23 protein-coding genes and 1 tRNA gene are annotated in these 23,633 nt (G+C 66.2%); 13 read left to right on the forward strand and 11 right to left on the reverse strand.

Annotated elements, in window-relative coordinates; genetic code table 11:
- Entirely contained in the window at positions 1-1,914 is a 1,914-nt protein-coding gene (locus ABTV68_RS09865) for a hypothetical protein (RefSeq protein WP_433677458.1), read from the reverse strand.
- Between the two features lie 263 nt (positions 1,915-2,177).
- A tRNA-Leu gene (locus ABTV68_RS09870) sits at positions 2,178-2,261 on the reverse strand.
- Positions 2,262-2,385: 124 nt separating this feature from the next.
- On the opposite strand from ABTV68_RS09870, the gene ABTV68_RS09875 reads away from it, so the two are divergent.
- Positions 2,386-3,681, forward strand: a complete 1,296-nt coding sequence (locus ABTV68_RS09875) for a M20/M25/M40 family metallo-hydrolase (RefSeq protein WP_433677459.1) — start codon at positions 2,386-2,388, stop codon at positions 3,679-3,681.
- 3 nt (positions 3,682-3,684) lie between these two features.
- On the forward strand, positions 3,685-4,521 hold the full coding sequence (locus tag ABTV68_RS09880) for an undecaprenyl-diphosphate phosphatase (RefSeq protein ID WP_433677460.1): 837 nt from the start codon (positions 3,685-3,687) through the stop codon (positions 4,519-4,521).
- Positions 4,522-4,548: 27 nt separating this feature from the next.
- Here ABTV68_RS09880 and ABTV68_RS09885 read toward each other — a convergent pair whose 3' ends face one another.
- The gene (locus tag ABTV68_RS09885; RefSeq protein ID WP_433677461.1) at positions 4,549-5,409 is read right to left on the reverse strand and encodes a proteasome assembly chaperone family protein; all 861 of its coding nucleotides are present in this window, start codon (positions 5,407-5,409) and stop codon (positions 4,549-4,551) included.
- A gap of 56 nt (positions 5,410-5,465) precedes the next feature.
- Here ABTV68_RS09885 and ABTV68_RS09890 point away from each other — a divergent pair, with 56 nt between their 5' ends.
- From ABTV68_RS09890 to lnt, 9 genes are all read left to right on the forward strand, one after another.
- A complete protein-coding gene (locus tag ABTV68_RS09890) occupies positions 5,466-6,134 on the forward strand; it encodes an HAD family hydrolase (RefSeq protein ID WP_433677463.1) in 669 nt (222 codons plus the stop codon).
- Entirely contained in the window at positions 6,131-7,141 is a 1,011-nt protein-coding gene (locus tag ABTV68_RS09895; RefSeq protein WP_433677464.1) for a tRNA (adenine-N1)-methyltransferase, read from the forward strand. Before ABTV68_RS09890 ends, ABTV68_RS09895 begins: the two co-directional genes overlap by 4 nt.
- Before the next feature lie 21 nt (positions 7,142-7,162).
- A complete protein-coding gene (locus tag ABTV68_RS09900; RefSeq protein WP_433677465.1) occupies positions 7,163-8,116 on the forward strand; it encodes an FKBP-type peptidyl-prolyl cis-trans isomerase in 954 nt (317 codons plus the stop codon).
- A 60-nt stretch (positions 8,117-8,176) separates the two neighbouring features.
- On the forward strand, positions 8,177-9,160 hold the full coding sequence (locus tag ABTV68_RS09905; protein WP_433677466.1) for a helix-turn-helix transcriptional regulator: 984 nt from the start codon (positions 8,177-8,179) through the stop codon (positions 9,158-9,160).
- Positions 9,160-10,149 (forward strand): helix-turn-helix transcriptional regulator, encoded by a 990-nt coding sequence (locus tag ABTV68_RS09910; RefSeq protein WP_433677468.1) that lies wholly within the window; start codon positions 9,160-9,162, stop codon positions 10,147-10,149. The genes ABTV68_RS09905 and ABTV68_RS09910 overlap by 1 nt, the downstream gene beginning before the upstream one ends.
- Positions 10,150-10,231: 82 nt before the next feature.
- Complete coding sequence (gene tatA / locus ABTV68_RS09915; protein WP_433677469.1) at positions 10,232-10,513, forward strand: twin-arginine translocase TatA/TatE family subunit; 282 nt, start codon at positions 10,232-10,234, stop codon at positions 10,511-10,513.
- Positions 10,514-10,519: 6 nt separating this feature from the next.
- A complete protein-coding gene (tatC, locus tag ABTV68_RS09920) occupies positions 10,520-11,344 on the forward strand; it encodes a twin-arginine translocase subunit TatC (RefSeq protein ID WP_433677470.1) in 825 nt (274 codons plus the stop codon).
- On the forward strand, positions 11,341-13,779 hold the full coding sequence (locus tag ABTV68_RS09925; protein WP_433677471.1) for a DEAD/DEAH box helicase: 2,439 nt from the start codon (positions 11,341-11,343) through the stop codon (positions 13,777-13,779). Before tatC ends, ABTV68_RS09925 begins: the two co-directional genes overlap by 4 nt.
- A gap of 93 nt (positions 13,780-13,872) precedes the next feature.
- Positions 13,873-15,408, forward strand: a complete 1,536-nt coding sequence (gene lnt, locus ABTV68_RS09930; RefSeq protein ID WP_433677472.1) for an apolipoprotein N-acyltransferase — start codon at positions 13,873-13,875, stop codon at positions 15,406-15,408.
- A gap of 75 nt (positions 15,409-15,483) precedes the next feature.
- Here the strand turns inward: lnt and ABTV68_RS09935 are convergent, their stop codons facing one another.
- The 4 genes from ABTV68_RS09935 to ABTV68_RS09950 all read right to left on the reverse strand — a co-directional run bounded on the left by ABTV68_RS09935 (position 15,484) and on the right by ABTV68_RS09950 (position 18,449).
- Positions 15,484-15,843, reverse strand: a complete 360-nt coding sequence (locus ABTV68_RS09935; RefSeq protein ID WP_404922580.1) for an RNA polymerase-binding protein RbpA — start codon at positions 15,841-15,843, stop codon at positions 15,484-15,486.
- Between the two features lie 142 nt (positions 15,844-15,985).
- A complete protein-coding gene (locus ABTV68_RS09940) occupies positions 15,986-16,756 on the reverse strand; it encodes a glycerophosphodiester phosphodiesterase family protein (RefSeq protein ID WP_433677473.1) in 771 nt (256 codons plus the stop codon).
- The gene (locus tag ABTV68_RS09945; RefSeq protein ID WP_433677474.1) at positions 16,753-17,895 is read right to left on the reverse strand and encodes an SPFH domain-containing protein; all 1,143 of its coding nucleotides are present in this window, start codon (positions 17,893-17,895) and stop codon (positions 16,753-16,755) included. The genes ABTV68_RS09940 and ABTV68_RS09945 overlap by 4 nt, the downstream gene beginning before the upstream one ends.
- Before the next feature lie 83 nt (positions 17,896-17,978).
- On the reverse strand, positions 17,979-18,449 hold the full coding sequence (locus tag ABTV68_RS09950) for an NfeD family protein (protein WP_433677475.1): 471 nt from the start codon (positions 18,447-18,449) through the stop codon (positions 17,979-17,981).
- Positions 18,450-18,570: 121 nt separating this feature from the next.
- On the opposite strand from ABTV68_RS09950, the gene ABTV68_RS09955 reads away from it, so the two are divergent.
- Positions 18,571-19,335: an SDR family oxidoreductase gene (locus ABTV68_RS09955; RefSeq protein WP_433677476.1), complete on the forward strand. Its 765-nt coding sequence runs from the start codon at positions 18,571-18,573 to the stop codon at positions 19,333-19,335.
- Between the two features lie 61 nt (positions 19,336-19,396).
- Here the strand turns inward: ABTV68_RS09955 and ABTV68_RS09960 are convergent, their stop codons facing one another.
- Positions 19,397-19,957: an HdeD family acid-resistance protein gene (locus tag ABTV68_RS09960; RefSeq protein WP_433677477.1), complete on the reverse strand. Its 561-nt coding sequence runs from the start codon at positions 19,955-19,957 to the stop codon at positions 19,397-19,399.
- A 78-nt stretch (positions 19,958-20,035) separates the two neighbouring features.
- Complete coding sequence (locus ABTV68_RS09965) at positions 20,036-21,487, reverse strand: DUF1846 domain-containing protein (RefSeq protein WP_433677589.1); 1,452 nt, start codon at positions 21,485-21,487, stop codon at positions 20,036-20,038.
- A 213-nt stretch (positions 21,488-21,700) separates the two neighbouring features.
- Here ABTV68_RS09965 and ABTV68_RS09970 point away from each other — a divergent pair, with 213 nt between their 5' ends.
- Entirely contained in the window at positions 21,701-22,357 is a 657-nt protein-coding gene (locus ABTV68_RS09970) for a DsbA family protein (RefSeq protein ID WP_433677478.1), read from the forward strand.
- 48 nt (positions 22,358-22,405) lie between these two features.
- Here ABTV68_RS09970 and ABTV68_RS09975 read toward each other — a convergent pair whose 3' ends face one another.
- Both ABTV68_RS09975 and ABTV68_RS09980 read right to left on the reverse strand, forming a co-directional pair.
- Positions 22,406-22,672: a hypothetical protein gene (locus ABTV68_RS09975; RefSeq protein WP_433677479.1), complete on the reverse strand. Its 267-nt coding sequence runs from the start codon at positions 22,670-22,672 to the stop codon at positions 22,406-22,408.
- Positions 22,673-22,761: 89 nt separating this feature from the next.
- Entirely contained in the window at positions 22,762-23,568 is an 807-nt protein-coding gene (locus ABTV68_RS09980) for a hypothetical protein (protein ID WP_433677480.1), read from the reverse strand.
- Positions 23,569-23,633 lie beyond the last annotated feature (65 nt).

Consider the following 23,633-nt stretch of genomic DNA (forward strand, 5'->3'; position numbering starts at 1 on the left):
CTACACGGCCGAACGAACCCACATTCCGTCCTCCAGCGAATATCGGAACCAGCCGGAAATACGCTTCATTTCGTCGACGTTTTTCAGGTCGTAGATCGGACCCTCATAGACCAGAATGTTGGTTCCATCGAGCCACGGCATCTCATCTTCTCGGAGCGAGATGTACGCCGACACCTCGCCTTCGGATGAATCAAGCTCTTCGCCGTCCAAGGGCTGGCCGATGAGAGTCGGATCGCCGCTGGATACGTCGAGCGCCACGATAGTGGTTAACACTGACGCTCGGCCGGCGCAGCAATGCGCAACAGGTGTTCCGGTACAGTCGATTGCCAGCACCGCATCCTCGCTGCCATCTCCGTTGAGGTCAGCCTTGCCGATGAACTTGGTTTCTACGATGCCAGTACCTCGCTCATCGGCGTCGAAGTTCTCTCCCTGCCCGTTCTTCAGCTGAATCGGCTTCGATCCCTCCCACTGCGGGCATGCTCCGGCAGGTATCAGATAATTCGCGACGGCCTCCGGCGAGATCGGCTTGGATTCGAAGGCGTTCTTGTTCAACGAAATGGTCAGAGCTCGCACATTCCGCGGGAAGTTGACCTCTGCGGCGTAGTCGAACGACGACACGATCGCTGGCATGAACGCCAGGACCAGGGAGAATCTCGCTACGAACTTGGCTGCTTGAGCTGCTGCAGCCTTCTCTGCCAACCCGTGTTTCAGCAGCATCGTGGCGTACATCTGAGCGATCTCCGTATCTGCGCCGGACAAGCACTTGAGCACGGAGATCGCGACCTTCGAAGCGTTGTCTGACGAGGCGAAGTCGCTCCAGCAACTCGCGACGGCGATGCTCGCTCCCAGCATCCCGCTGACGTTGTCGACTCCCCACGCAAGAACCAGTTGCGAAATGGTCGAGACGACAAACTGTGCTCCTGTGGGCGCTGGCAGCTCGATCAGGTACTCCGCGTCGTACCCCTTCATCGCGCTCGCCGGGATGCCGTAGCTGATCTCTTGACCAGCTGCCACGAAGCGTCCGTTGTTGAGGAGCTGTCCCATCGCTTTCCCGACCACCTCATCGATGTGCCCGAGCATCTCGATATCAGCCCCGAGCGTGTTCTCCGATGACGAGTTGTACTGCCACGTGGGTTTCACAGCGAGTTCAACAGGGAAGCCGTACCCGCGGTTCGAGCGAGCATTCACAACCAGCAGCTGAGGCTGCGCTTTGTCGTACCCGACGCAGAATCGAACGGGGTCGTCGACGTCCGTGCGTACGGAGATCTCCTGCACCCAGTTGGGCGTCGGAAAGTCACATTCGGGAAGTTCAACGCGGGTTGAGAAGATGTTTCCCACTCCCCAGCGGAGTCCTTCAGCGAAGTCTGTCGCGGAGTCGTTCACCCATTCGCCCACGGCCTGGCCAGCATTCTTCGCCCCTTCGACAATCTCGTCGATGACCTCTTTGCCACCGGCGATGAAGTCGTTCCACCACGACAGATGGTGTACGACCGCGGTGAGGGTGCGCCGGTCGTCAGAGAGTGTTGAGGGGACCGCCTGCCACGATTCAACTTCCGCGTTCCAGAATGCGAATGTCGCCGCAGCAGCCTCCGGGAGGGGAGTCGCGTAGGTGCGGGTGAGAGTCACGCCCGTGTTGGGGATCTCGCCCGCGAGCTCAACGCTCATCGGTGTTCCGGCGACGAAACCGGTGATGGCACCAAGATCCGTGATCCCTTGCCGGGACGGCGCGTCGAGCGGGGCGACTTCGACAGTAGGTTGTGTGTCCGCCTCGACACTGGCGACAATCGCCGTTGGTCTTTCGGGCTTGGCCTGCTCTTCAGGTGCGCAGGAAGCCAGTGAGCTTCCGAGTATCAGCACCGCCGCCAAGGCGGCGACGGCTCGAATGAGTCGGGATCCGGTGCGGGTCGGGTGCATGGCGTCAATCTATCGGGGTGCACACCGGGCGTACACGACGACTACTTCGGGAAGGTACGGACCGCGTAAACCCGAAACATGAACCGCGATCTGCTGTGGTGTGGATGATCCTCGAACGAGGAGTCGATGGTCTGACAGTGGCGCCCGTCGACCGAGCGCGCGGGCCAGAAGCGTGTCATAGGTGTGTCATGAGTTGCACCCAGGAAACAGAAACGGCCCCGAAAAGTCCTGTATGACCAGGACTTTTCGGGGCCAATATCACGTGCGCGAAGGGGGACTTGAACCCCCACGCCCTATCGGGCACTAGCACCTCAAGCTAGCGCGTCTACCTATTCCGCCACCCGCGCGTGATGTTGTGTTGTTCGTCTTCCCGGCTTGTTTCCACGCCGTTCCGACAAGAGTCGACTTTAGCACGACTGTTCGTGACGTCGCGAACACGGGGCGACCTCGGGCGTGCCGTACCGTGGAGACATGGCCCAGGATGAGACTCCCGAGGTCGCGCGCATCGCCGCCGATCTGATCCGATTCGACACCAGCAACTACGGCGAGGGCCGTGCCAACGGCGAGCGTGAGGCCGCCGAGTATGTGGTCGCGTATCTCGGCGCGTTGGGATTGCAGACCGAGACGTACGAGTCTGCGCCAGGGCGCACGAGCGTGATGGCCCGCATCGCCGGACGCGACTCCTCCAAGCCCGCACTCGTCGTGCACGGCCACCTCGATGTCGTCCCCGCTGTCGCGGCGGACTGGAGCGTCGATCCGTTCGCCGGCGAGATCCGCGATGGCCTGCTCTGGGGTCGCGGCGCGGTGGACATGAAGGGCATGGACGCCATGATCCTCACCGCGGTCGCCGAGATCATCCGCGCCGGCGCGAAGCCCGAGCGTGACCTCATCGTGGTGTTCTTCTCCGACGAGGAGGCCGGCGGCGAGTACGGGTCCGCGCGCGTCGTGGAGGAGCGTCCCGAGTGGTTCGCCGGCGCCACCGAGGCGATTAGCGAAGTCGGCGGATACTCCGTTGATGTCGCCGGGCAGCGCTCCTACCTGCTTCAGGTGGGGGAGAAGGCGCTGCTGTGGTTGCGACTGAGCGCGTCCGGCACGGCGGGTCACGGCAGTGGTTACCACCGCGACAACGCCGTCACGAAGTTGGCGCGTGCTGTGGCACTGCTCGGTGAGCGCGACTGGCCGGTGGTTCTCACCGATACGACGCGCGAGCTGGTCGCCCGCATTCGCGAGATCGCCGGCGCCGACACGAACGACCCCGACGAACTGGCCGCGTTCGCCGGTGCTGCACAGCGTTTCCTGCGTTCGTCGTGGCGCACCACCACGAACCCGACCGGTCTCACCGCCGGCTACAAGCACAACGTCATCCCGGATCATGCCGAAGCGCTCATCGACGTGCGTGTCCTTCCGGGTACGGAGGAGCAGTTCCTCGTCGAGCTGCGCGAGCTGCTGGGGGAGGACATCACCGTCGAGACGGTGGTCGGAGACGTCGGGCTGGAGACGCCATTCGCCGGCGACCTGGTCGAGGCAATGGTCGCTGTCCTCGGTCGCCACGACCCGGGTGCTCCCGTGCTGCCCTACCTGCTGTCGGGTGGCACCGACAACAAGGCGCTGGGTCGGCTCGGCATCACCGGATACGGTTTCGCCCCGTTGCGCCTCCCGAGCGACCTGGACTTCACGGGTATGTTCCATGGAGTCGACGAGCGAGTGCCTGTCGACTCACTTGTGTTCGGTCAGCGGGTGCTGATCGACCTTCTCCGGAGCTACTGATACATGCACGTTCTCGAGGCGATCATCCTGGGCATCGTCCAGGGTCTCACCGAGTTCCTTCCCATCTCCTCCAGCGCGCACCTCCGCGTCGTGGGGCTCATGCTCCCCGGCGGAGCCGACCCGGGAGCGACGTTCACCGCCGTCACCCAGCTGGGCACCGAGCTCGCCGTCATCATCTTCTTCTGGCGCACGATCGTCCGCATCATCTCCCGCTGGGCGCAATCGCTCACCGGGAAGGTTCCGCGCAACGACCCCGATGCCCGCATGGGCTGGCTCGTGATCATCGGAACGATCCCGATCGGCGTGATCGGCTTCGTGGCCCAAGAGCAGATCCGCGGACCGTTCCGCAACCTGTGGCTCGTCGCCGGCGTCCTCATCGTGTTCGGCCTGATTCTCGGACTCGCCGACTACCTGGGCAAGAAGAACCGGGAACTGCAAGACCTCACGTACCCCCGCGGACTGGCCTTCGGTCTCGCACAGGTGCTTGCGCTCATCCCCGGCGTCTCGCGCTCGGGAGCCACCACCACGATGGGCCTCGCGCTCGGCTTCTCCCGGACCGCGGCGGCCGAGTACTCGTTCCTGCTCGCCATTCCGGCTGTTTTCGGATCGGGGCTGTACGAGCTCTACAAGAGCTTCGACGAGACCGGCCAGACCTACTCGATGGGCGACACTGCGATCGCGACCGTCGTCGCATTCGTCGTCGGCATTCTCGTGATCAAGTACCTGATGCAGTACCTCAAGAAGGGCAGCTTCCTGCCGTTCGTGATCTATCGCGTGGTGCTGGGGGTCGTCTTGATGATCCTGCTCGGCTTGGGTGTGATCCCGGCGATCTCAGCCTGATTCCGCCCGGCTTGATGGCCCGCCGCGTCACGGACGCTGCGGGCCATCTCCGTCTCGTCGTAGGTACCGCTCGAACTCGCGCGCGAGCGCATCACCCGTGGCGTCGGGGGAGTCCCACTCGTCTCGGGCGCGCTCCAGCTCGCCGACGTAGGCGGCGAGTTCCTCGTCCTCCGCGACCGCGGCGTCGACGGCCGCCTCCCAACGACGCCCTTCGGCATCGAGAGACCCGTGCGACGGCTCCGTTCCGGTGATCTCACCGATCGCGGTGATGAGAGCGAGCGCTCCGAGCGGGCTCGGCCCCTGCCCTGCGGTGTAGTGCGGCAAGCTCGCCCACAGGCTGAGCCCCGGGACCCCGACGCCCTCCATGGCGAGAGACAGGACGGAGAGAATCCCCACGGGCCCCTCGTACTGCGACCGCTCGAACCCAGACTCTCCGCGGATGTCCGCGTTATCGCTCGACGCGTGGATCGGAACCTTCCGAGTGTGCGGCACATCGGACATCATGCCGCCCAATGTCACGAAGCCGGTGATGTCGGCTGCCAACGCCTGGTCGACGATCTCCGCGGCGAAGCCCTGCCAGGCTCGAGCAGGCTCCGTGCCGGACAGCAGCCAGACCTCGGGAAGTCCGTCGCCGAGAGGTCGCCAGAGCGACGCGCCCGGCCAGGTGAGGACGCGCTCGCCGCTCGCCCCGTAGGAGACGGCGGGGCGGGTGTACTGGTAGTCGAAGTAGAGCTCGGGGTCTACCGACCAGACCTTCTCGTACGAGCCAGCCTCGCGCAGTGCGGAGAGCGCGGTCGTCGCAGCCTCGCCCGCATCGTTCCAGCCGTCGAACGCGGCGACGAGGATCCGGGATCCGAGCCCACGGAGCGGGCCATGCCTGTTCGTCATCGCTCCAGCTTAGGCAGGTGCCGGGCGGCTGGGGCGGCAACAGCTAGGCTGGTTCAGTGACTGCGCCCTCTCTCTCCGCTGTGCTCTGGGATATGGACGGAACGATTGTCGATACCGAACCGCTCTGGATGGCGGCGGAGACGGCGCTCGTCGGGTCATTCGGAGGCAGCTGGGACCACGAGCAGGCCCTGCAGCTGGTCGGCATGGGGCTCGACACCTCGGCGCGTATCCTGCAGGACGCCGGCGTGCGCATGTCGGAAGACGCGATCATCGACCACCTCACCGACGCGGTGATGGAGCAGCTCGGTCAGGGCCACGTGGTGTTCCGTCCGGGCGCTCGGGAGCTACTGGCAGCGAATCGTGCCGCCGGCCTCCGTAACGCGCTGGTCACCATGTCGCACCGCCGGATGGCGCTCGTCGTCGCGGGTCTACTTCCGGACGGGACCTTCGACCTCGTCGTCGGCGGAGACGAAGTCCCGCGACCCAAGCCGTTCCCCGACCCCTATCTGCAGGCGGCCGAGACTCTGGGCATCGCACCGGAACAGGCGGTCGTGATCGAGGATTCCCCGGGCGGCACGCGCTCGGGCGTCGCCGCAGGAATCGCCACCATCGGCGTTCCGCACATGGTTCCCCTGGAGGGGCTCGGTGCCACCGTGCTCTGGCCCACTCTCGCTGACCGCACCCCGGATGATCTCCGTGATGTGCACGAAAGGTTCACCCGATGACTTCCGCACGCCCCACCGGCCCGTTCCGCCTCGGCGATCGGGTGCAGCTCACCGGCCCGAAGAACCGGATGCACACCATCACCCTGAAGGAGGGTGGTGAGCTGCACACCCATCACGGCGTGCTGGCGCACAAGGACCTCGTGGGATTGCCGGACGGCTCCGTCGTGCTCAACAGCAATGGCCACGAGTACCTGGCGCTGCGACCGCTCCTGCGCGACTTCGTGATGTCCATGCCGCGCGGCGCCGCGATCGTCTACCCGAAGGACTCCGCCCAGATCGTGTCGCAGGCGGACATCTTCCCCGGCGCCGTCGTGGTGGAGGCCGGCGTCGGCTCCGGCGCGCTGTCGCTGTCGCTGCTGCGCGCGATCGGCCCGGAGGGACGCCTGTACTCCTTCGAACGTCGTGAGGAATTCGCCGATGTCGCGCGTGCGAACGGCGAGACCTTCTTCGGTGCGGTTCCCGAGAACTGGTCGATCACCCTGGGCGACCTCGCCGAAGCGCTGCCGGAGACGGTGAGCAGCGGTTCTGTCGATCGGGTCGTGCTCGACATGCTCGCACCGTGGGACTGCATGGATGCCGTGGCCGAGGCTCTCGCGCCTGGTGGCGTGGTGATCTGCTACGTCGCGACGGCGACACAGCTGTCCCGAGTGGCCGAGTACATCCGCGGCATGGGCGTCTTCACCGACCCGGAGGCGAGCGAGACGATGGTGCGCGGCTGGCACGTCGAGGGTCTCGCGGTCCGCCCCGACCACCGCATGATCGCCCACACGGGATTCCTGTTGACGGCTCGTCGTCTGGCACCGGGAACCGTCGCTCCCGAGGTTCGTCGTCGGGCTTCCAAGTCCAGCTACTCCGATGAGGATGTGGAGCTCTGGACGCCGGGCGCCGTCGGAGATCGCTCGATCACCGACAAGAACCTTCGCAAGCGCGTGCGTGAGGCGGAGAAGGGCGCGGCCGGTGCCCGCATCGCACGCGGTGAGGGCACCGACGCGTCGAGTGAAGCCTGAACGGGATCGTAGACTGACATGGTGCGCAAGATCTCTGCCGTCATCCCCGTCATCGCCCTGACCGCGCTCGCTCTCGTCGGCTGCGCCCCCGCAGCCGGCACGGCGAACTCATTCGGCTGCACGCCGACGAGCGCCCCCGGCCCGATTGCCGACGCGGTCTCCGTGAGCGGTGAGTTCGGTGTGGATCTGAAGATCGAGGCACCGAGCGCCATGAACGTGACCGCTCAAGAGCGTGACGTTCTCATCGCCGGCGACGGCCCACAGATCGTGTCGCCCAATCAGGTGGTGACGCTCAGCTACGCTCTCCTGCGCTCGACGGATGGAGCCGACGGTCCGGCCCAGCCGGTCGGACCTGTCGTCGTGGCGAACCTCGCGCAGGCCGTGCCCACTCTCGACGAACAACTGCTGTGCGCCCGTGAAGGCGACCGCATCCTCGCGAGCCTTCCGGCCAGCGCACTCGACCCGGCCGTCGCGGCACAGAACGGGGTGGGGGAGAGCGAGGGATATCTCATCGCCATCGACGTCACCAAGGTGTTCCCGGACCGCCCGCAGGGGACCGACGTCTTCAACAGCGGCTGGGGGCTCCCCTCCGTGGTGCGCGCCCCGGACGGACGTTCGGGCGTGATCGTTCCGGACGGCAAGGCTCCGGCTGCCACCACCGTCGAGACGCTGGTGCGTGGTGACGGTGCAGCCGTCACCGCAGACGACGCCGCCATCCTCAACGTGCTCGGGGTGGGCTGGAACGACAAGAAGCAGTTCCGGTCGTCGATCGACTCGGGCACCCCGTCGGTCTCCTCCGCAGGGGATCTGCCGAAGGCTGTCACCGACGCCATCACCGGTGCCACTGTGGGCTCGCAGCTGCTCGTGGTGATCCCCGCAGCGGATGCCGCGAGCGAGACGGCGGACACCATGGCACCGAAGGACACCGCACTGATCTACGTCATCGACGTCCTCGGCACGCTGCCCACGTCCTGACAGCGGCGGGCGCTGACGCGCCTCCCGCACCGACGCGTGCAGCGACCATAGGATGTTCTGGTGGCTGAGAAGATTCCCCCGGAGGAGCGTCTGACGAATCTCGTCGTCGCTCTCATGGCGACCGAGATCGGCCTGACCAAGCAGCAGATCCTGGAGTCCGTGTCGGGCTACCGCCAGCGCTACGAGCAGGGCGGCGTGACCACCGCCCTGGAGAAGATGTTTGAGCGGGACAAGGATGACCTGCGCGCTCTAGGTATCCCGATCGAGACGCTCGGCGACCTCGCTGATCCCAACGACCTGCGCGAGGCGCGCTACCGTGTCCCGCAGGCGGAGTACGACCTCCCGGGCGATATCACGTTCACGCCCGCTGAGCTCGCGGTGCTGAGCCTTGCCGGAACCGTGTGGCGCGAGGGATCGTTCTCCCAGGACGCCCGTTCCGGGCTCCGCAAGATCCGTGCGCTGGGCATCGACGTCGACGAGCCGATCATCGGCTTCGCGCCGCGCTTGGACCTCACGGCACCGGCGTTCGCACCGCTGCAACAGGCGATCGAGAATGCAGACGTCGTCACCTTCAGCTATCTCAAGCCTGGCGATGCCGCAGCGCGCCTGCGCAGGATGAAGCCACTCGCGCTCATCGACGCGGAGAACCGCTGGCACGTGTACGGCATCGATGTGGACATCGACGAGGAGCGCACGTTCCTGCTCTCGCGAATCGTGAGCGACGTCACGCCCACGGGGGAGCACTTCGACGCTGATCTGCGCGCGGGTGCGGGCGAGCGCGGACTCGCCGGCCTGCTCGAGGTGCTCGAGCGCAACATCGCACACCTCGAGGTGAACCCGGGTACGGAAGCCGCTCTTCGCCTCAGCCGGCGATCGCGACCCGCCGCGCGGGGAATCGATGTCCCGTATCTGGACGAGTCGATCTTCGCCGACGAACTCGCCTCCTACGGCCCTGAGGTCCGGGTGATCGCCCCCGAGCGGCTGCGGGATGCCGTCATCGTGCGCCTCCGTGCGGTCCTGGAACTCCACGAGGCGGTGAACTGATGGCACGTCGCTCCCAACCGCTGCTGGCGCCGGATCGCGTCAAGCTCTATCTCTCCCTGGTGCCATACCTGGCCGAACGCGGCCAGGTGACCGTCACCGAGGCGGCGTCCGACTTCGATGTCAGCCCCGAGGACATGCGCCGTATGGTGCAGAAGCTCACGGTGATCGGCTTGCCCGGCGAAGACGGATACTGGCAGCTGGACCAAGATCTCTTCAACATCAACTGGGATCTTCTCGACGGCGAGGACGTCATCGAGCTGACGAACACCGTGGCGCTACGCCGGGTTCCGCGCTTCACGGCGCGCGAAGCCGCCGCGCTGCTGTCCGGCCTCCGCTTGGCCCGTGATGTCCCGGGCATGGACGACGACGGAGTTGTCACGGGGCTCATCGAGAAGCTGTCACGCGGTGCATCGGCTGCCCCGGCCGATGTGATCGTCGCCCCGTCGACCACCGATGACGTGCGACGCGTGGTAGCGGAAGGCCTCCGCACCCATCGCGCGGTCCAGTTCACCTACCGCGCCCCCGATGCTGATCCGCTCGTACGCACGGTCGACCCTGTCAAGGTCCATATGACCAGCGGCGAGTGGTACCTGCAGGGTTGGTGCCATCTGCGCCGCGCCATGCGGACGTTCCACCTCGCCCGCGCCAGCGATCCCGTGCTGCTGGACCTTCCGGCAGAGCACGGTGCTGAGCACGCCAGCGAGCTGTTCGGAGGGATGAACGCCACCCCGTCCGCCGCCCCGGAGGACGTCGCGGCCACGATTCGCTTCGCCACGGATACAGCACCGCTGGTCGGCGACTATCTGTCCCGCGCTGAAGCGACGAGCGAAGCGGGTGTCACCACCGCCCGAGTCAACGTGGGAGATCCGCGCTCCCTCAAGCGCCTCGCCGCTCGTCGCGGCGGAGCGGTCGAGGTCGTCGCGCCGCCGGCTGCACGCGCCGCGACGGCGGAGTGGGCGCGCGCCGCGCTCGATCAATACGCGACGTAGTTCCTTTCTGTCTGCCCGCTCCGGGCATGTCGGCGAGGATGCGGGTTAGACTGCACACAGACTTCACGAACGGAGACCACACATGCTCGGTAACCTCACCGGCTGGCACCTGCTGCTTGTTCTCGCCGTCATCCTCCTGTTGTTCGGTGCTGCGAAGCTCCCCGCGCTCGCCAAGAGCATGGGTCAGTCTGCGCGCGCATTCAAGGGCGAAATGAACGCGATGAAGGAGGACGACGCACAGCGCGCCGCCTCCCAGACCGACAACACGGCGACGAACGCGACCCCCGGCGTCACGCTGAACGGCGTATCCGACGGCACGGTCATCAACGGAACGGCTGCCAAGCCCAACGATCCCGCGGCCTGACGCCCTATGGCGACACCGCCCATCGACGACCCCACCGTCGAGGTGCCCCCCGGCGAGAAGCGCATGTCGCTGGGGGAGCACCTCCGCGAAGCGCGTCGTCGCATCATGATCTGCGCTGCGGCGATTCTCGTCGCAGCGGTCATCGGCTTCATCTTCAGCGGCCTGGTGCTGGATGTGCTCTCTCGTCCCATCGAGCTCGTGCGTGAGAACCGTGGCGACACCGACCCGGGCTCGACCGGACTGATGATCCAGACCGTCACCGGTGCGTTCGATCTGCGCATGAAGGTCGCCTTCTCCATCGCCATCTTCCTTGCTGCGCCGGTCTGGCTCTGGCAGATCTGGGCGTACATCATGCCGGCGATGACCAAGAAGGAGAAGCGCTACACGCTGGGCTTCACTCTGGCTGCCGTGCCGCTGTTCTTCCTCGGCTGCTACGTGGGGTTCACCATCGCTCCCCACGTCGTGGAGATCATGGCGTCCTTCCTCCCGGAAGGCGTGAACGCCCTGTACGACTACGCGTACTACTACGACTTCATGTTCAAGCTGCTTCTCGCGGTGGGCGTCGCCTTCGTGATTCCGGTGTTCCTGGTTGCTCTGAACCTCACGGGCATCATGAGCGGACGGGACATCCTCAAGGGATGGCGCGTGGCGATCCTCATCGCCACGATCTTCGCGGCGGTCACCACTCCGGGTGCCGACGTCACGTCGATGCTGCTGCTCGCCGGCATCCTGATCGTGCTTTACTTCCTGGCGGCGCTCGTGTGTCTGCTGTTCGACCGTCGCAAGCGCAAGCGGATGGACGCGTTCATGGCCGCGGAGTCGCCTGCGTGAGCTCCCCTTCGGAGAAGATCCCCGAGGAAACCCCGACTCGGCCCCACCCGCTGACGCGTTCGTTCGCCCGGCTGCAGCGTTTCGCGCTGGATCCCTTCCAGGTCGCAGCGTGCGAGGCGCTGGAAGAGGGCCACGGCGTGCTGGTCGCTGCCCCCACCGGCGCGGGTAAGACGATTGTCGGCGAGTTCGCGATTCACCTCGCGATGTTGACGTCGCGCGACAAGGCGTTCTACACCACGCCTATGAAGGCGCTGTCGAACCAGAAGTTCCGCGAACTGCAGGACGTGTACGGCCCCGAGAACGTGGGCCTGCTCACGGGTGACACCAACATCAACGCGGGTGCCCGTGTGGTCGTGATGACCACCGAGGTGCTGCGTAACATGCTCTACGCCGATTCGCCGGCGCTGCAGGACCTGCGCTACGTGGTGATGGACGAGGTGCACTATCTCGCCGACCGCTTCCGCGGTGCTGTGTGGGAAGAGGTGATCATTCATCTCCCCACGGAGGTGAAGATCGTCGCGCTCAGCGCCACCGTGTCCAACGCCGAGGAGTTCGGCGACTGGCTCGACACGGTTCGCGGCGACACCGAGGTGATCGTCTCGGAGATCCGGCCCGTGCCGCTCGAGCAGCATGTGCTGTTTCGCGGCGACCTGATCCCGCTGTTCGACGAGCGCAGCTCCGCGGCCGCCCACGAGGTGAATCGCGAACTGCTTCGTCAGGGCCGAAGCACTCTGTACGAGAACAACCGCCGGACGCTGCACGGCAGGTCGGAGGGGCGTCGCGGCAAGCCCTCGTATCAGCGCCACGGGACGGCGCGCGCCGATCGGCTGGATCGCTCCGATGTGATCCGGCTGCTCGAGCGCGATTCGCTGCTGCCCGCCATCTTCTTCATCTTCAGCCGCGTCGGCTGCGACGCGGCTGTCGCTCAGACCCGTCGCGCCGGAATCCGGCTGACCACGGGGGAGGAGCGCGCGGAGATCCGCCGCATCGTCGAGGCGCGAACCCGCTCCCTTCCCGACGAGGATCTCAGCGTCCTCGGCTATTTCGAGTGGCTGAATGATCTCGAGCGAGGCGTAGCCGCCCATCACGCCGGAATGCTACCGGCGTTCAAGGAGACTGTCGAGGAGCTGTTCCAGCGCAAGCTCGTGAAGGTCGTGTTCGCCACCGAGACTCTCGCGCTGGGCATCAACATGCCGGCGCGCACGGTGGTGCTGGAGAAGCTCGAGAAGTTCAACGGCGAGGCGCGCGTTGCGATCACCTCGGGGGAGTACACCCAGCTCACGGGTCGTGCCGGTCGCCGCGGCATCGACGTCGAAGGGCACGCGGTCATCCAGTGGAGCGACGCACTGGACCCGCAGTCCGTGGCGGCTCTCGCCTCGCGGCGCACCTACCCGCTGAACTCCTCGTTCCGACCGACCTACAATATGGCGGTCAACCTGATCGACCAGTTCGGACGCGGCCGCGCGCGCGAGATCCTGGAATCCTCGTTCGCCCAGTTCCAGGCCGACCGTTCCGTGGTCGGCGTCGCAGCGAAGGTGCGTGATGCGGAGGAGTCCCTCGCGGGCTATCGCAACGCGATGACGTGCGATCGCGGCGACTTCCTGCAGTACTCGTCGATCCGCCGCGAGCTGAGCGACCTCGAGAAGCAGAACCGTGCTGATGTCAGCGCGCCGCGGGGAAAGCGCGAGAAGCGACTGAAGCGCATTGCGACCCTGCGGACGAACATGCAGCGGCACGCCTGCAACAGCTGCCCCGACCGAGAGGCGCACGCGCGCTGGGCGGAGCGGTACTGGAAGCTCAAGCGTGAGGTCGATCGCATGCGCAAGCAGATCGCCACCCGCACGGGGACTGTCGCTCGCGTGTTCGACCACGTGGTGGACGTGCTCGAGACGATGGACTACATCCGCACCGGCGACGACGGCCAGGCTGCCATCACGGAGGCGGGCGCCCGGATGCAGCGCATCTACGGTGAACGGGACCTGCTGGTGGCGGAGTGCCTGCGCACGGGCCTCTGGCGCAACCTTGATGCGCCCTCGCTCGCAGCGCTGGCCAGCACCCTCGTCTATGAGCCGCGGCGTGGCGAGGACGGCGGCTCCGAGCGCGGCCTGCCTCGCGGAGCCTTCCGCATCGCGCTCTCGGAGACACAGAAGCTCTGGGCCGAGCTCGACGATTTGGAGCGAGACCACCAGCTGCCCGGATCCGAACCGCCCGCCACCGGTATCGCGCAGGCGATGCACTCGTGGGCGCGTGGTTCGCTGTTGGATCGAGTGCTCGACGAGGCTGATCTCGCGGCCGGCGACTTCGTGCGCTGGACAAAGCAGACCATCGATCTGCTCGATCAGATCGGGATGGTGGCCGACGGCGAACTGGCCACCACCGCCCGCCGTGCACTCGACGCGATCCGCCGCGGGATCGTGGCGTACACCGGTCTCTGAGCGGCACCGGCCTAGGCTGATCCAGTGCCCGAGACTGCTGCGCCTGCACCCACCGTCCCGGATCGCTCCGCGCGCAGAACGGAACGTCGAGGCATGCGACAGGCACGTCTGGGACGACCGGTGCTTCCGCTGTGGGCTGCTCTCCTCATCGCGGCCCTCGCGGGTCCGGTTCTCGACGCGGCATACCCCTCGCTCGGCATCTGGCCGCTCGCGTTCCTCGGCATCGCCCTTTCGCTGATCCCGCTGATCGGCCGCAGCGCCTGGTCGGCGCTGCTGGTCGGGTTCGTGTTCGGCGCCTCCTTCTTCCTGATCCACATCATTTGGATCACGCGCTACCTCGGGCCCATTCCGTGGCTCGCGCTGGGCCTGCTGGAGGCCGTGTTCATCGCGCTCGGCTCGGTGCTCATAACCCTGGCCTATCGGTGGCTGCCGCGGGCGCTCCCCGGTCGATGGGCGCGATTGATCGCGCTGCCGCTGCTGGTCGGGGGGATCTGGACGACGCGCGAACTGTTCCAGGGGTCATGGCCGTACACGGGGTTCCCGTGGGCGCGCATCGGGATGAGCCAGTCCGAGAGCCCTCTCGCGCACCTGACGAGCTGGATCGGCGTGAGCGGGCTCAGCTTCGTGATGGTCGCGGTGATCGCGGCTGCCATCGAGGTGGTGCGCATGTGGCGCGGCAGCGGATTCCGACCGATCTCCCTGGTGCCCGTGGCCGTCGGTCTCGTCGTCCTGTTCGCCATCCCGCAGTTCCCGACCACCGACGCGGGAACGATGCGCGTTGGCAGCGTGCAGGGCAACGGCCCGGCGGGGTACTTCGACACGCACACGCCGAACGCCAACATCCAAGCCCAGCTGGACGCCACGGCGCCGGTTCTGGACGATGATGTGGATGTGCTGCTGTGGCCGGAGGGCGGCATCGACTCCGATCCGCTGAACAATGAAAACACCGCCAGAACCCTCACCCGTCTCAGCGAGCGCATCGACGCACCGCTGCTCGTGAACGCGGCGACCACGCGCGGCGACGACATCTTCAACACGTCGATGCTGTGGGATGGCGCGTCGGGGGCCGTCCAGCTGCACGACAAACGCAACCCGGTTCCGTTCGGCGAGTACGTCCCGGATCGGGAGTTCTACGCGGCGATCGTGCCCGACCTGATCGGACTGATCGGTCGCGAGTACACCCCGGGAACAAACGCGCCGTACATGAACGTCAACGGAGTCGGCGTCGGCCTCGCCATCTGCTTCGACGTTATCTACGACAGCGTGATCTGGGAAGGTGCCACCGACGGTGCAGAGGTCTACATGTTCCAGACGAACAACGCCGACTTCCGCGACACCGATGAGAATCTGCAGCAGCTCGCCTTCGCGCGTATGCGGGCACTGGAGACGGGCCGCAGCGTCGTGAACATCAGCACCGTGGGCACCAGCCAGGTCATCTCACCGACTGGCGCGACGATCGACGAGCTTCCGGCGGGCGAAGCCGGAGCCATGATCACCGACGTTCCGCTGCGGACGGGACTCACTCCCGCGGTTCTCTTCGGTTCGACGATCCAGCTGGTGCTGTTCGTCGGCAGCCTGCTCGGCCTTGTCGCGGCTGGCGTCGCCGCGATGATCCGCCGCCGGGCATGAGAAGAGGCGCCGCCCATTGGGGCGACGCCTCGTGTCTTCTCTTCTCGGTGCGATCCGATCAGATCGGTACGCCGCTCAGGCGGCCGCACCACCGCGACGCTGACGCACGAATTCCAGGCGCTCAGCGAGCACCTCTTCGAGCTCTTCGATGGTGCGTCGCTCCAGCAGCATGTCCCACGGGGTGCGCACGGCCTTTTCATCGGCCTGCTCCACCTCGACGTCCTTGCCGTTGACCTGGAGACGTGCCTCGGCACCACAGGTACGGCACTCCCACGTGGCCGGCGGCTCAGCGTCGGCGGCGAAGGTCAGAGTGGTGTCACGGTCGCACTGCGTGCACTTGTAGGTGAACTGTGCGCGGTCCATCAGCACGACGCCGTCCTCACTCTGGAGGCTCTGGGCGCCGAGTCGGATACCGCGAAGGCTTCGTTCTGCCATGGTGAATCCTCTCCTCAGCACTCAGGTATAGCCCTTCAGCCTGGGCGGATGGTCGGAAGGAGAGGAACCGAGCAGGAACTCCCAGCGCACACCCAGGTACAACGACCGATGTTCGGGGTATAAGCGCGCAAAAGCCCGGATGTCAGCCGAAGGCGCGTAGCCCGAGATCCGCTCGGTCCGTCACGATTCCGTCAACACCGAGCTCCACCAGACGCCGCATCTCTGCGACGTCGTTGATCGTCCAGATGTGCACCTCGACGCCCGCTGCGTGCGCGGCGCGCAGGAGTCGCGGCGTGAAGACGGCGATCCCGCTCATGCGCACCGGGATCTGGAGGGCGTCGAGACCCGTCAGAATGCGTTGGACGCGACCGCTCTGGCGGAGAGCAAGTGCCAGCACGAGTTGGATCATGACGCTGCGCCCCGGGGAAGTCGCGGGCTGGCCGCCTGCCGCCCGACACGCGGCCAGCGCTCGAAGTCGTGCAGCATCGTCGAAGCTCGTCAACAGCACGCGGTCGGCGTGTGGCGCGATGATCCGTCCGGCGGGCTCGGCAGCCTCCGGCACCTTCACGTCCACATTGAATCGGAGTTCCGGGAACGCCACCAGCAGGTCGGCGAGGGTGATGAGGCCGCCGCGGTCCGCCATGATCGCAGTGAGCTCGGCGAGAGTGACATCGCGCACCCGCCGCTCGTCACCCGTCACACGGGTGAGCTTCTGATCGTGGAAGATCACGACCTCGCCATCGGCGGTGAGGTGACAGTCGAGCTCGACGTAGCGAGCGCCGGCGGCATCGGCGGCAGCGACGGCCGCCAGAGTGTTCTCCGCAACACCGGCCGAGGCCTCGTCGGGTGTGACGAGGCCTCGGTGGGCGAGCACGCGCGGGTGAGGCGCGAACTGCAGGTACGGATGAGTCATGCCGGCGGGTTCTGACCCGTGCCGAAGTCGATGGCGGGCGGCTCGTCCAGAGGCGGAATGACCTCGGGTTCCGGGATCACCGGATCCTGAACGACACCATCGATGACAGCCGACGACGGCGGCACCGCCGACGGAGGCACGACGGGCGCGTCCGCCGCGGCCTGCGCCGCGGCTTCGGCGCGCGTGGCCGGGGCAGGGGAGACCGGGTTCGGAGCCTTCGGCTTCGGGGGAGTCCACGTCGATGGCGATGCACCACCGGTGAATCCGGAGGCGATGCCCTTGACGGCTTCGGTGAGCTCGCTCGGGATGATCCAGAGCTTGTTCGCCGAGCCCTCGGAGATCTTCGGCAGCGTCTGCAGGTACTGGTAGGCCAGCAGCTTGTCGTCCGGCTGGCCCTCGTGAATCGCGTTGAACACGGTCTCGATGGCCTCGGCCTCACCCTGTGCACGAAGCACCGCGGCCTGCTTGTCACCCTCCGCGCGGAGGATCTCGGCCTGGCGAGCACCCTCGGCCTCGAGGATGGCCGACTGCTTCGTACCCTCGGCCGTCAGGATCGCCGCACGACGGTCACGCTCGGCGCGCATCTGCTTCTCCATCGAGTCCTGGATGGATACGGGCGGATCGATGGCCTTCAGCTCCACACGCGACACGCGGATGCCCCACTTGCCGGTGGCCTCGTCCAGCACGGCGCGGAGCTGGTCGTTGATCTGGTCACGGCTCGTCAGCGCCTCTTCGAGGTTCAAACCACCGACCACGTTACGCAGCGTGGTGGTGGTCAGCTGCTCGACGGCACCGAGGTAGTTGGCGATCTCGTAGGTCGCGGCGCGAGCGTCGGTCACCTGGAAGTAGACGACGGTGTCGATGGAGACGACCAGGTTGTCCTCGGTGATCACGGGCTGTGGCGGGAACGACACAACCTGTTCCCGGACGTCGATGAGTGGTCGCAGGCGATCGATAAACGGGACGAGCACGTTCAGACCGGGGCTGAGCGTCTTGTGGTAGCGGCCGAGCCGCTCCACGATGCCGGCGGTGGCCTGCGGGATGATCCGGATGGATCGGGCGATGATCACGATGACCACGATGACCAGCACGATGCCGACGATGATGCCGACGACCGTGCCGACAGAGATGTCGTTCATGAGTGCGCCCTCCTTTCCTCGGGGTCTTGCCTCATCGGAGGAGACGAGGCGCTGTTCGGGACGAGTGATATCGGGGCGCGGCCTCAGGCGTAGGTGCCTTCGATGCGAGCAGGAACGACCTCGGCGAGAGCGCCGCGGATGACGGTCACTGTCACCGGCGTCTCGGGAGCCAGTGGCAGCCCGTGCGTGCGCGCCGTCCAGACGTCGCCGTTGCTGAGCTTCACGCGGCCCTCGGTGGCGGTGGTGGTCTGCACGACGATGCCGGCCATGCCGATCAGCGCGTCCACATTGCTCTTCGCCTCATCGGCTCCGCGTCGCAGCCGCCGCAGGAGCGGCGGCTTGAGCAGGAAGATGAGCAGCACGCCCGCCACCGCGGCGAGCACGAGTTGCAGCCAGAGCGGACCGCCGAACAGCGCCGTGACAAGGCCCAGCAGACTCGCGATACCCAGCATCAGGAACGTGAACTCGAGCGTGAACATCTCGATGACGAGGAAGAGAACGATGAGCACGAGCCAGGCGACCCAGACGAACTGGAGCAGTGTGGTGATGTCCATGGGAGAACCCCCTCTCCTACAGGAAGCTATCAGATGCCTGCGCTCCCGGAGGGGGACGCGGCCACTTGATAGCGTGGTGTTCACGCGCGATCGCGCACCCGCACACGTTCAAGGAGTACTCGTGTCCCAGATCCTCGCCCCCGGCTCTCTCGATGGGAAGACCGCCCTGGTCACCGGGTCGTCCCGCGGCATCGGAGCCGATACCGTGCGCTACTTCGCCGAGGCCGGCGCGAACGTCGTCATCAACTACCGCAACAAGGCCCCGCGCGCCCAGAAGCTCGCCAACGAGCTGACTGAGCTCGGCGTCGGCACGCTGGTCGCCGGAGCCGACCTGACCGACTCCGCCGCGGTCGCCGACATGCTCGGCGCCGCGAAGGATGTCTTCGGGGGGATCGACATCCTCGTGCTGAACGCCTCGGGCGGCATGGAGGGTGGAATGGCCGAGGACTACGCCCTCACGCTGAACCGCGACGCGCAGGTCAACGCCCTCACCGCCGCCCTGGACGTGCTGAACCCGGGCGCGCGCATCGTCTTCGTCACCAGCCACCAGGCGCACTTCATTCGCACGACGCCCACGATGCCGGAGTACGAGGGCGTCGCCCTCTCGAAGCGTGCCGGCGAGGACGCTCTGCGCGAACTCATCCCGGCGATCGAGGAGCGCGGCTTCTCCTTCGTCGTGGTCTCGGGCGACATGATCGAAGGAACCATCACCGCCACCCTGCTGGAGCGCGCTAACCCGGGGGCCATCGAGGCGCGTCGCGAGTCCGCAGGCAAGCTGCTCAACGTCGCCGAGTTCGCCGCCGAGGTCGCGCGTGCGGCCGTGGAGCCGGTGCCGGCCGACCACACGCGCCTGACGGGCGACGTCAGCGGCTTCGTCGCGGAGTAGTCCACATAACGAGAAGGGCGCTGTCACCGCACGGTGACAGCGCCCTTCTCGTTATGTGGACTCAGCCGCGTCCGAGCGTGAACGCACGCACGAGCTGGACGATGCCCATGACGATCAGCGTGATCGCGATCCACAGCACGATCACCTGGAGTCCGATCAGCGGCGAGAACAGCAGCGCGATACCACCGAGGATCGACACGATCGCGTAGAACACGGTCCAACCCTTCGCCGGCGAGAGCTTCAGCGAGGCGAGTGCGGCCGCACCCTCGAAGATCCACGCGATCGCGATGAAGGTCACCACCATGACACCGACGATCACGGATGTGGTCGACGGGTTCAGGAACGCCACGATGGCAGCGACCACGAAGAGCACGCCGACGAGGACGTGACCGATGCGCGACCAGACGCCTGCGAGCGGTGCCGTGATGCCGATCACCGCATACACGATGCCGGTGAGCAGGGTGTAGAAGGCGAGCACCATCGTCGCGGCGACGACGGCGCTGCCCGGCCAGATCAGCATGATGATGCCGGTGATGAGCGAGAGCGCGCCACCGATACCGAGCCACAGGCGAACCCGCTTGGCCGTCGACTGCACGGCGTCGGAGAGAGTGTTATCAGACATGTTGCGTCCTTTCCGGGGGATAGCACGCACGATACACTCCCAGCCGACACACAGGTACGGGGCTGGCCGTGTTTTGTTTCAGCGCTTCCGGTACAGGTTCTGCGTCTGATACTCGGGCTCGCTGGTGACGTTGACGCCCAGGCTGCGGAAGATCCCTTCATCCACGGAGCCCAGAATCACCGACGTGTGCGCTTCGCAGCCGTGCAATCGCGGGAGCTGATCCAGCGCTGCACGCGCCGCGGCGTTCGTGGTGGCGCCGACGGCCAACGCGATGAGGACTTCGTCGGTGTGAAGCCGCGGGTTGCGACTGCCGAGGTGGCTGGTCTTCAGGGTCTGGATGGGTTCGATCGTCTCCGGCGCCAACAGTGCCTCGGCGTCATCGAGGTTCGCCAGTGCCTTGAGCGCGTTCAGCAGAACAGCGGAGCTCGCTCCCAGCAGCGCGGATGTGCGGCCGGTGACGATCGTGCCGTCCGGAAGCTCGATCGCTGCCGCGGGACCCCGCGAGCTCTTCGCCAGGTCGCGGGTCGGCTGCACCACCGGGCGATCCGTCTGCGCGATTCCGAGCTGCCCCATCAGCAGCGCGATCCGATCCGAGGCATCCGGGTCGAGTCCCTCACGGCGCTCGGTGACGAGGGCCTTGAAGTGGCGACGCAGTACCTCCTGGCGGCTGGCTTCCCGGCACGCCTCGTCATCGCTGATGCAGTGGCCCGCCATGTTCACACCCATGTCGGTGGGGGAGCGGTAGGGCGAGGAACCGGTCAGTTCTTCGAACAGCCGGTTGAGAACAGGGAAGACCTCCACGTCCCGGTTGTAGTTCACGGCTTGTTCGCCGTATGCAGCGAGGTGGAACGGGTCGATCATGTTCACGTCGTCCAGGTCGGCAGTCGCCGCCTCGTAAGCGATGTTCACCGGGTGGTTGAGCGGGAGGTTCCAGATCGGGAACGTCTCGTACTTGGCGTAGCCGGAGTTGATGCCGCGGGCGTGGTCGTGGAACATCTGCGAAAGACAGGTAGCCATCTTGCCGGAGCCGGGTCCGGGTCCGGTGACCACGACGACATCACGCGTGGTCTCGATGTAGTCGTTTCGTCCGAAGCCCTGATCGCTCAGGATCATGCGGACATCGTTCGGGTACCCCTTGATCAGGTGGTGGCGATAGACCTTGAGCCCGAGCCGCTCCAACTTGCGTTTGAAGGCGGTTGAGGCACGATCACCGTCCCCGATCTGCGTGATGACGACGCTGCCGACGAACAACCCCTTCGCTCGGAACTCGTCGACGAGGCGCAGCACGTCGGCCTCGTAGGAGATGCCGAGGTCGGCGCGAACCTTGCTGGAGGCGAGGTCCTTCGCGGAGACGGCGATGACGATCTCGACCTCATCGGCGATCGTCATGAGCATCTCGATCTTGTTGTCCGGGGTGAAGCCGGGCAGCACGCGGGAGGCGTGGAAATCGTCGAACAGCTTTCCGCCGAATTCGAGATAGAGTTTCCCGCCGAACTGGGCGCGTCGGGCATTGATGTGCTCCGACTGCATCCGCAGGTATTCATCGCGGTCGAATCCGATGGTCTGTGGCACGTCGTGATCTCCTCTTCGCCAGCGAGAAGCCTATCCGTCGCCCGATCGGAAGACCGGGAGAGACCCGGCCCACACCGGTTCGTCGAGCGCTTGCTCAGAGACGACTCATAGGGTCGAGACAGCGGATCATCGCCGATCCCGTCCCCACCGTCGACCCGCAGGAGCCGACCCATGAAGACGTCCACCAAAGCCGCCCTCATCTCGATTGCGGTGGTTGTCGTTCTCGCCATCGCCGCGGTGTTCGTCGTTCTTCTCACTCGTCCGTCCGCGCCGCCCTCAGCCGAGACGGAGGGTGCGCTGCCCGGCACACGCGCGAACTCTCATGTGATCGATCGCGCGGGGGAGGACGCCCCAACACTGGTGGAGTACCTGGACTTCGAGTGTGAGGCGTGCGCGGCCTTCCATCCCGTGGTCCAGCAGCTACGTGAGCACTACGACGGTCGTATCAACTACGTCGTGCGGTACTTTCCGCTGGCTGGGCATTTCAACTCCATGAACGCGGCGCTTGCCGTGGAGGCCGCCGCGCAGCAGGATCGATTCTTCGAGATGCATGACAAGCTGTTCGAGACCCAGGCGCAGTGGGGCGAGCAGCAGGTGTCCGCAGCCGACACCTTCCGCGGCTACGCCGAGGAGCTCGGACTTGACCTCGCGGCGTACGACGCTGCCGTCAGTGATCCCGCGACCCAAGCGCGGATCGAAGAGGACATGAACGACGGAAAGCTCGCGGGAGTTCGCGGAACCCCGACGTTCGTGCTGGACGGCAAGCGGCTGCAACTCACGCAGCCCACCGATCTCACGGACGCGATCGACTCCGCGCTCGCTCATTGATGCACGAGCAGTGGGACACGTCACACCGGGCGTGTCCCACTGGCTCAGTTACGGTCGGCGATACAGCGACTCGTAGCGCCAGCCGGTCTTGCCGTTCACGGTGATCTTCGTGCACTCAGAGCCGCCGTAAAGGACGTAGCCCTGGCGGATGAAGTCGCGCGCCTTCACCCAGCTCGCTGTGACGCACTGGCTCTTGGTCGCATACAGCGGACTCCGGAACACGGCGGCCTGCGCGGGCGCGGCAGCGATGACGCTCCCGCCGACCAGCAGGCCAGAGACGAGCAGGACACCGGCGATGCGTTGCTTGAGCTTCATGATGTTTCCCCCTTGCCGCGGGCTAGATCACCCGCGAATACGGTCCACCATAGCGAACCGGCGCGTCTCCTGGGGCGCAGTCCTGCCCATCAGTGGGGTGCGCGCAGCTGGTCCTCAGGGCGCAGTGCAGTGGCGGGGGAGCAACCGAGCTCGCCGGGCTGCAGAAGGATCTTGGGCACGTCAAGCACCGCAACACCCTCCTCGGTCCGCTTCACGAGGAGACAGTCCGCCGCATCGCCCATCGCAAATCCGATCCGGCCGTCGGCGACCAGCGCCCGAGGGTCGAACGCGACTTCGCGTTCTCCGGTGGGCTGTGTCATGCGCCCCGCCACCTCGGCCTCGATCTGCTGGGCGGTGGCATCGTCGGGCGCGGCGGTGAGGATCTCGACGACGAGATCTTCAATACCGTCCGGAACGACCGGCACGGGACGCGTGTCGGCGGGCGGGTTGATCCGCGTCGCGTGAGAGGGGCACTCGATCTCAGGCGCGACCTGTTCATCAATGCTCCAGCCGCGGCGCTCGGGCGTGGACACGCCCCAATAGTCGACAGTCGACTCGAAACACGCGACGTACGTATCCCCGGTCAACACAGCGCGCACGCTGACTCGGTACTGCAGGACGCCGAGCGGCTCGCCGTGCACAGCATCGGGATAGACCTCGTAGCCGACGAGCTCGACGTCATGACTCTTGCGCGTGTCCTCGTCAGCCCAGCGCACGTAGTCATCCATCAGGTCTGTGCCGTGGCGGTAGAGCCCGCGGGAGATGTCTGCCGCGGCGGATTGCGCGGCTTCATGAATCGCCGAACCCGCGGACGGCTCGCTGGTACATCCCGTCATGATGAGCGCCGCAGCGACCACCACGAGGCTGCGCGACAGGGTGAGAAATGGACGCTGCATTCCCTCAGCCTGGACGACGCGGTGTGCTCGGGCAAGAATACTCAGAGCCCGAGCCAGGCCTGTCC

Source organism: Microbacterium gorillae, assembly GCF_050990725.1.
GTDB classification, from domain to species: Bacteria; Actinomycetota; Actinomycetes; order Actinomycetales; family Microbacteriaceae; genus Microbacterium; species Microbacterium gorillae_A.

Excerpts from the sequence above, each read along its gene's own strand:
- ABTV68_RS09935 (WP_404922580.1), bottom strand. The coding sequence starts at position 15,843 with ATGGCAGAACGAAGCCTTCGCGGTATCCGACTCGGCGCCCAGAGCCTC.
- ABTV68_RS09965 (WP_433677589.1), bottom strand. The coding sequence starts at position 21,487 with ATGCAGTCGGAGCACATCAATGCCCGACGCGCCCAGTTCGGCGGGAAA.
- ABTV68_RS09910 (WP_433677468.1), top strand. The coding sequence starts at position 9,160 with ATGGCACGTCGCTCCCAACCGCTGCTGGCGCCGGATCGCGTCAAGCTC.
- ABTV68_RS09970 (WP_433677478.1), top strand. The coding sequence starts at position 21,701 with ATGAAGACGTCCACCAAAGCCGCCCTCATCTCGATTGCGGTGGTTGTC.
- ABTV68_RS09895 (WP_433677464.1), top strand. The coding sequence starts at position 6,131 with ATGACTTCCGCACGCCCCACCGGCCCGTTCCGCCTCGGCGATCGGGTG.
- ABTV68_RS09980 (WP_433677480.1), bottom strand. The coding sequence starts at position 23,568 with ATGCAGCGTCCATTTCTCACCCTGTCGCGCAGCCTCGTGGTGGTCGCT.
- ABTV68_RS09940 (WP_433677473.1), bottom strand. The coding sequence starts at position 16,756 with ATGACTCATCCGTACCTGCAGTTCGCGCCTCACCCGCGCGTGCTCGCC.
- lnt (WP_433677472.1), top strand. The coding sequence starts at position 13,873 with ATGCGACAGGCACGTCTGGGACGACCGGTGCTTCCGCTGTGGGCTGCT.
- tatC (WP_433677470.1), top strand. The coding sequence starts at position 10,520 with ATGGCGACACCGCCCATCGACGACCCCACCGTCGAGGTGCCCCCCGGC.
- ABTV68_RS09960 (WP_433677477.1), bottom strand. The coding sequence starts at position 19,957 with ATGTCTGATAACACTCTCTCCGACGCCGTGCAGTCGACGGCCAAGCGG.
- ABTV68_RS09880 (WP_433677460.1), top strand. The coding sequence starts at position 3,685 with ATGCACGTTCTCGAGGCGATCATCCTGGGCATCGTCCAGGGTCTCACC.
- ABTV68_RS09945 (WP_433677474.1), bottom strand. The coding sequence starts at position 17,895 with ATGAACGACATCTCTGTCGGCACGGTCGTCGGCATCATCGTCGGCATC.
- ABTV68_RS09975 (WP_433677479.1), bottom strand. The coding sequence starts at position 22,672 with ATGAAGCTCAAGCAACGCATCGCCGGTGTCCTGCTCGTCTCTGGCCTG.
- ABTV68_RS09865 (WP_433677458.1), bottom strand. The coding sequence starts at position 1,914 with ATGCACCCGACCCGCACCGGATCCCGACTCATTCGAGCCGTCGCCGCC.
- ABTV68_RS09875 (WP_433677459.1), top strand. The coding sequence starts at position 2,386 with ATGGCCCAGGATGAGACTCCCGAGGTCGCGCGCATCGCCGCCGATCTG.
- tatA (WP_433677469.1), top strand. The coding sequence starts at position 10,232 with ATGCTCGGTAACCTCACCGGCTGGCACCTGCTGCTTGTTCTCGCCGTC.
- ABTV68_RS09950 (WP_433677475.1), bottom strand. The coding sequence starts at position 18,449 with ATGGACATCACCACACTGCTCCAGTTCGTCTGGGTCGCCTGGCTCGTG.
- ABTV68_RS09885 (WP_433677461.1), bottom strand. The coding sequence starts at position 5,409 with ATGACGAACAGGCATGGCCCGCTCCGTGGGCTCGGATCCCGGATCCTC.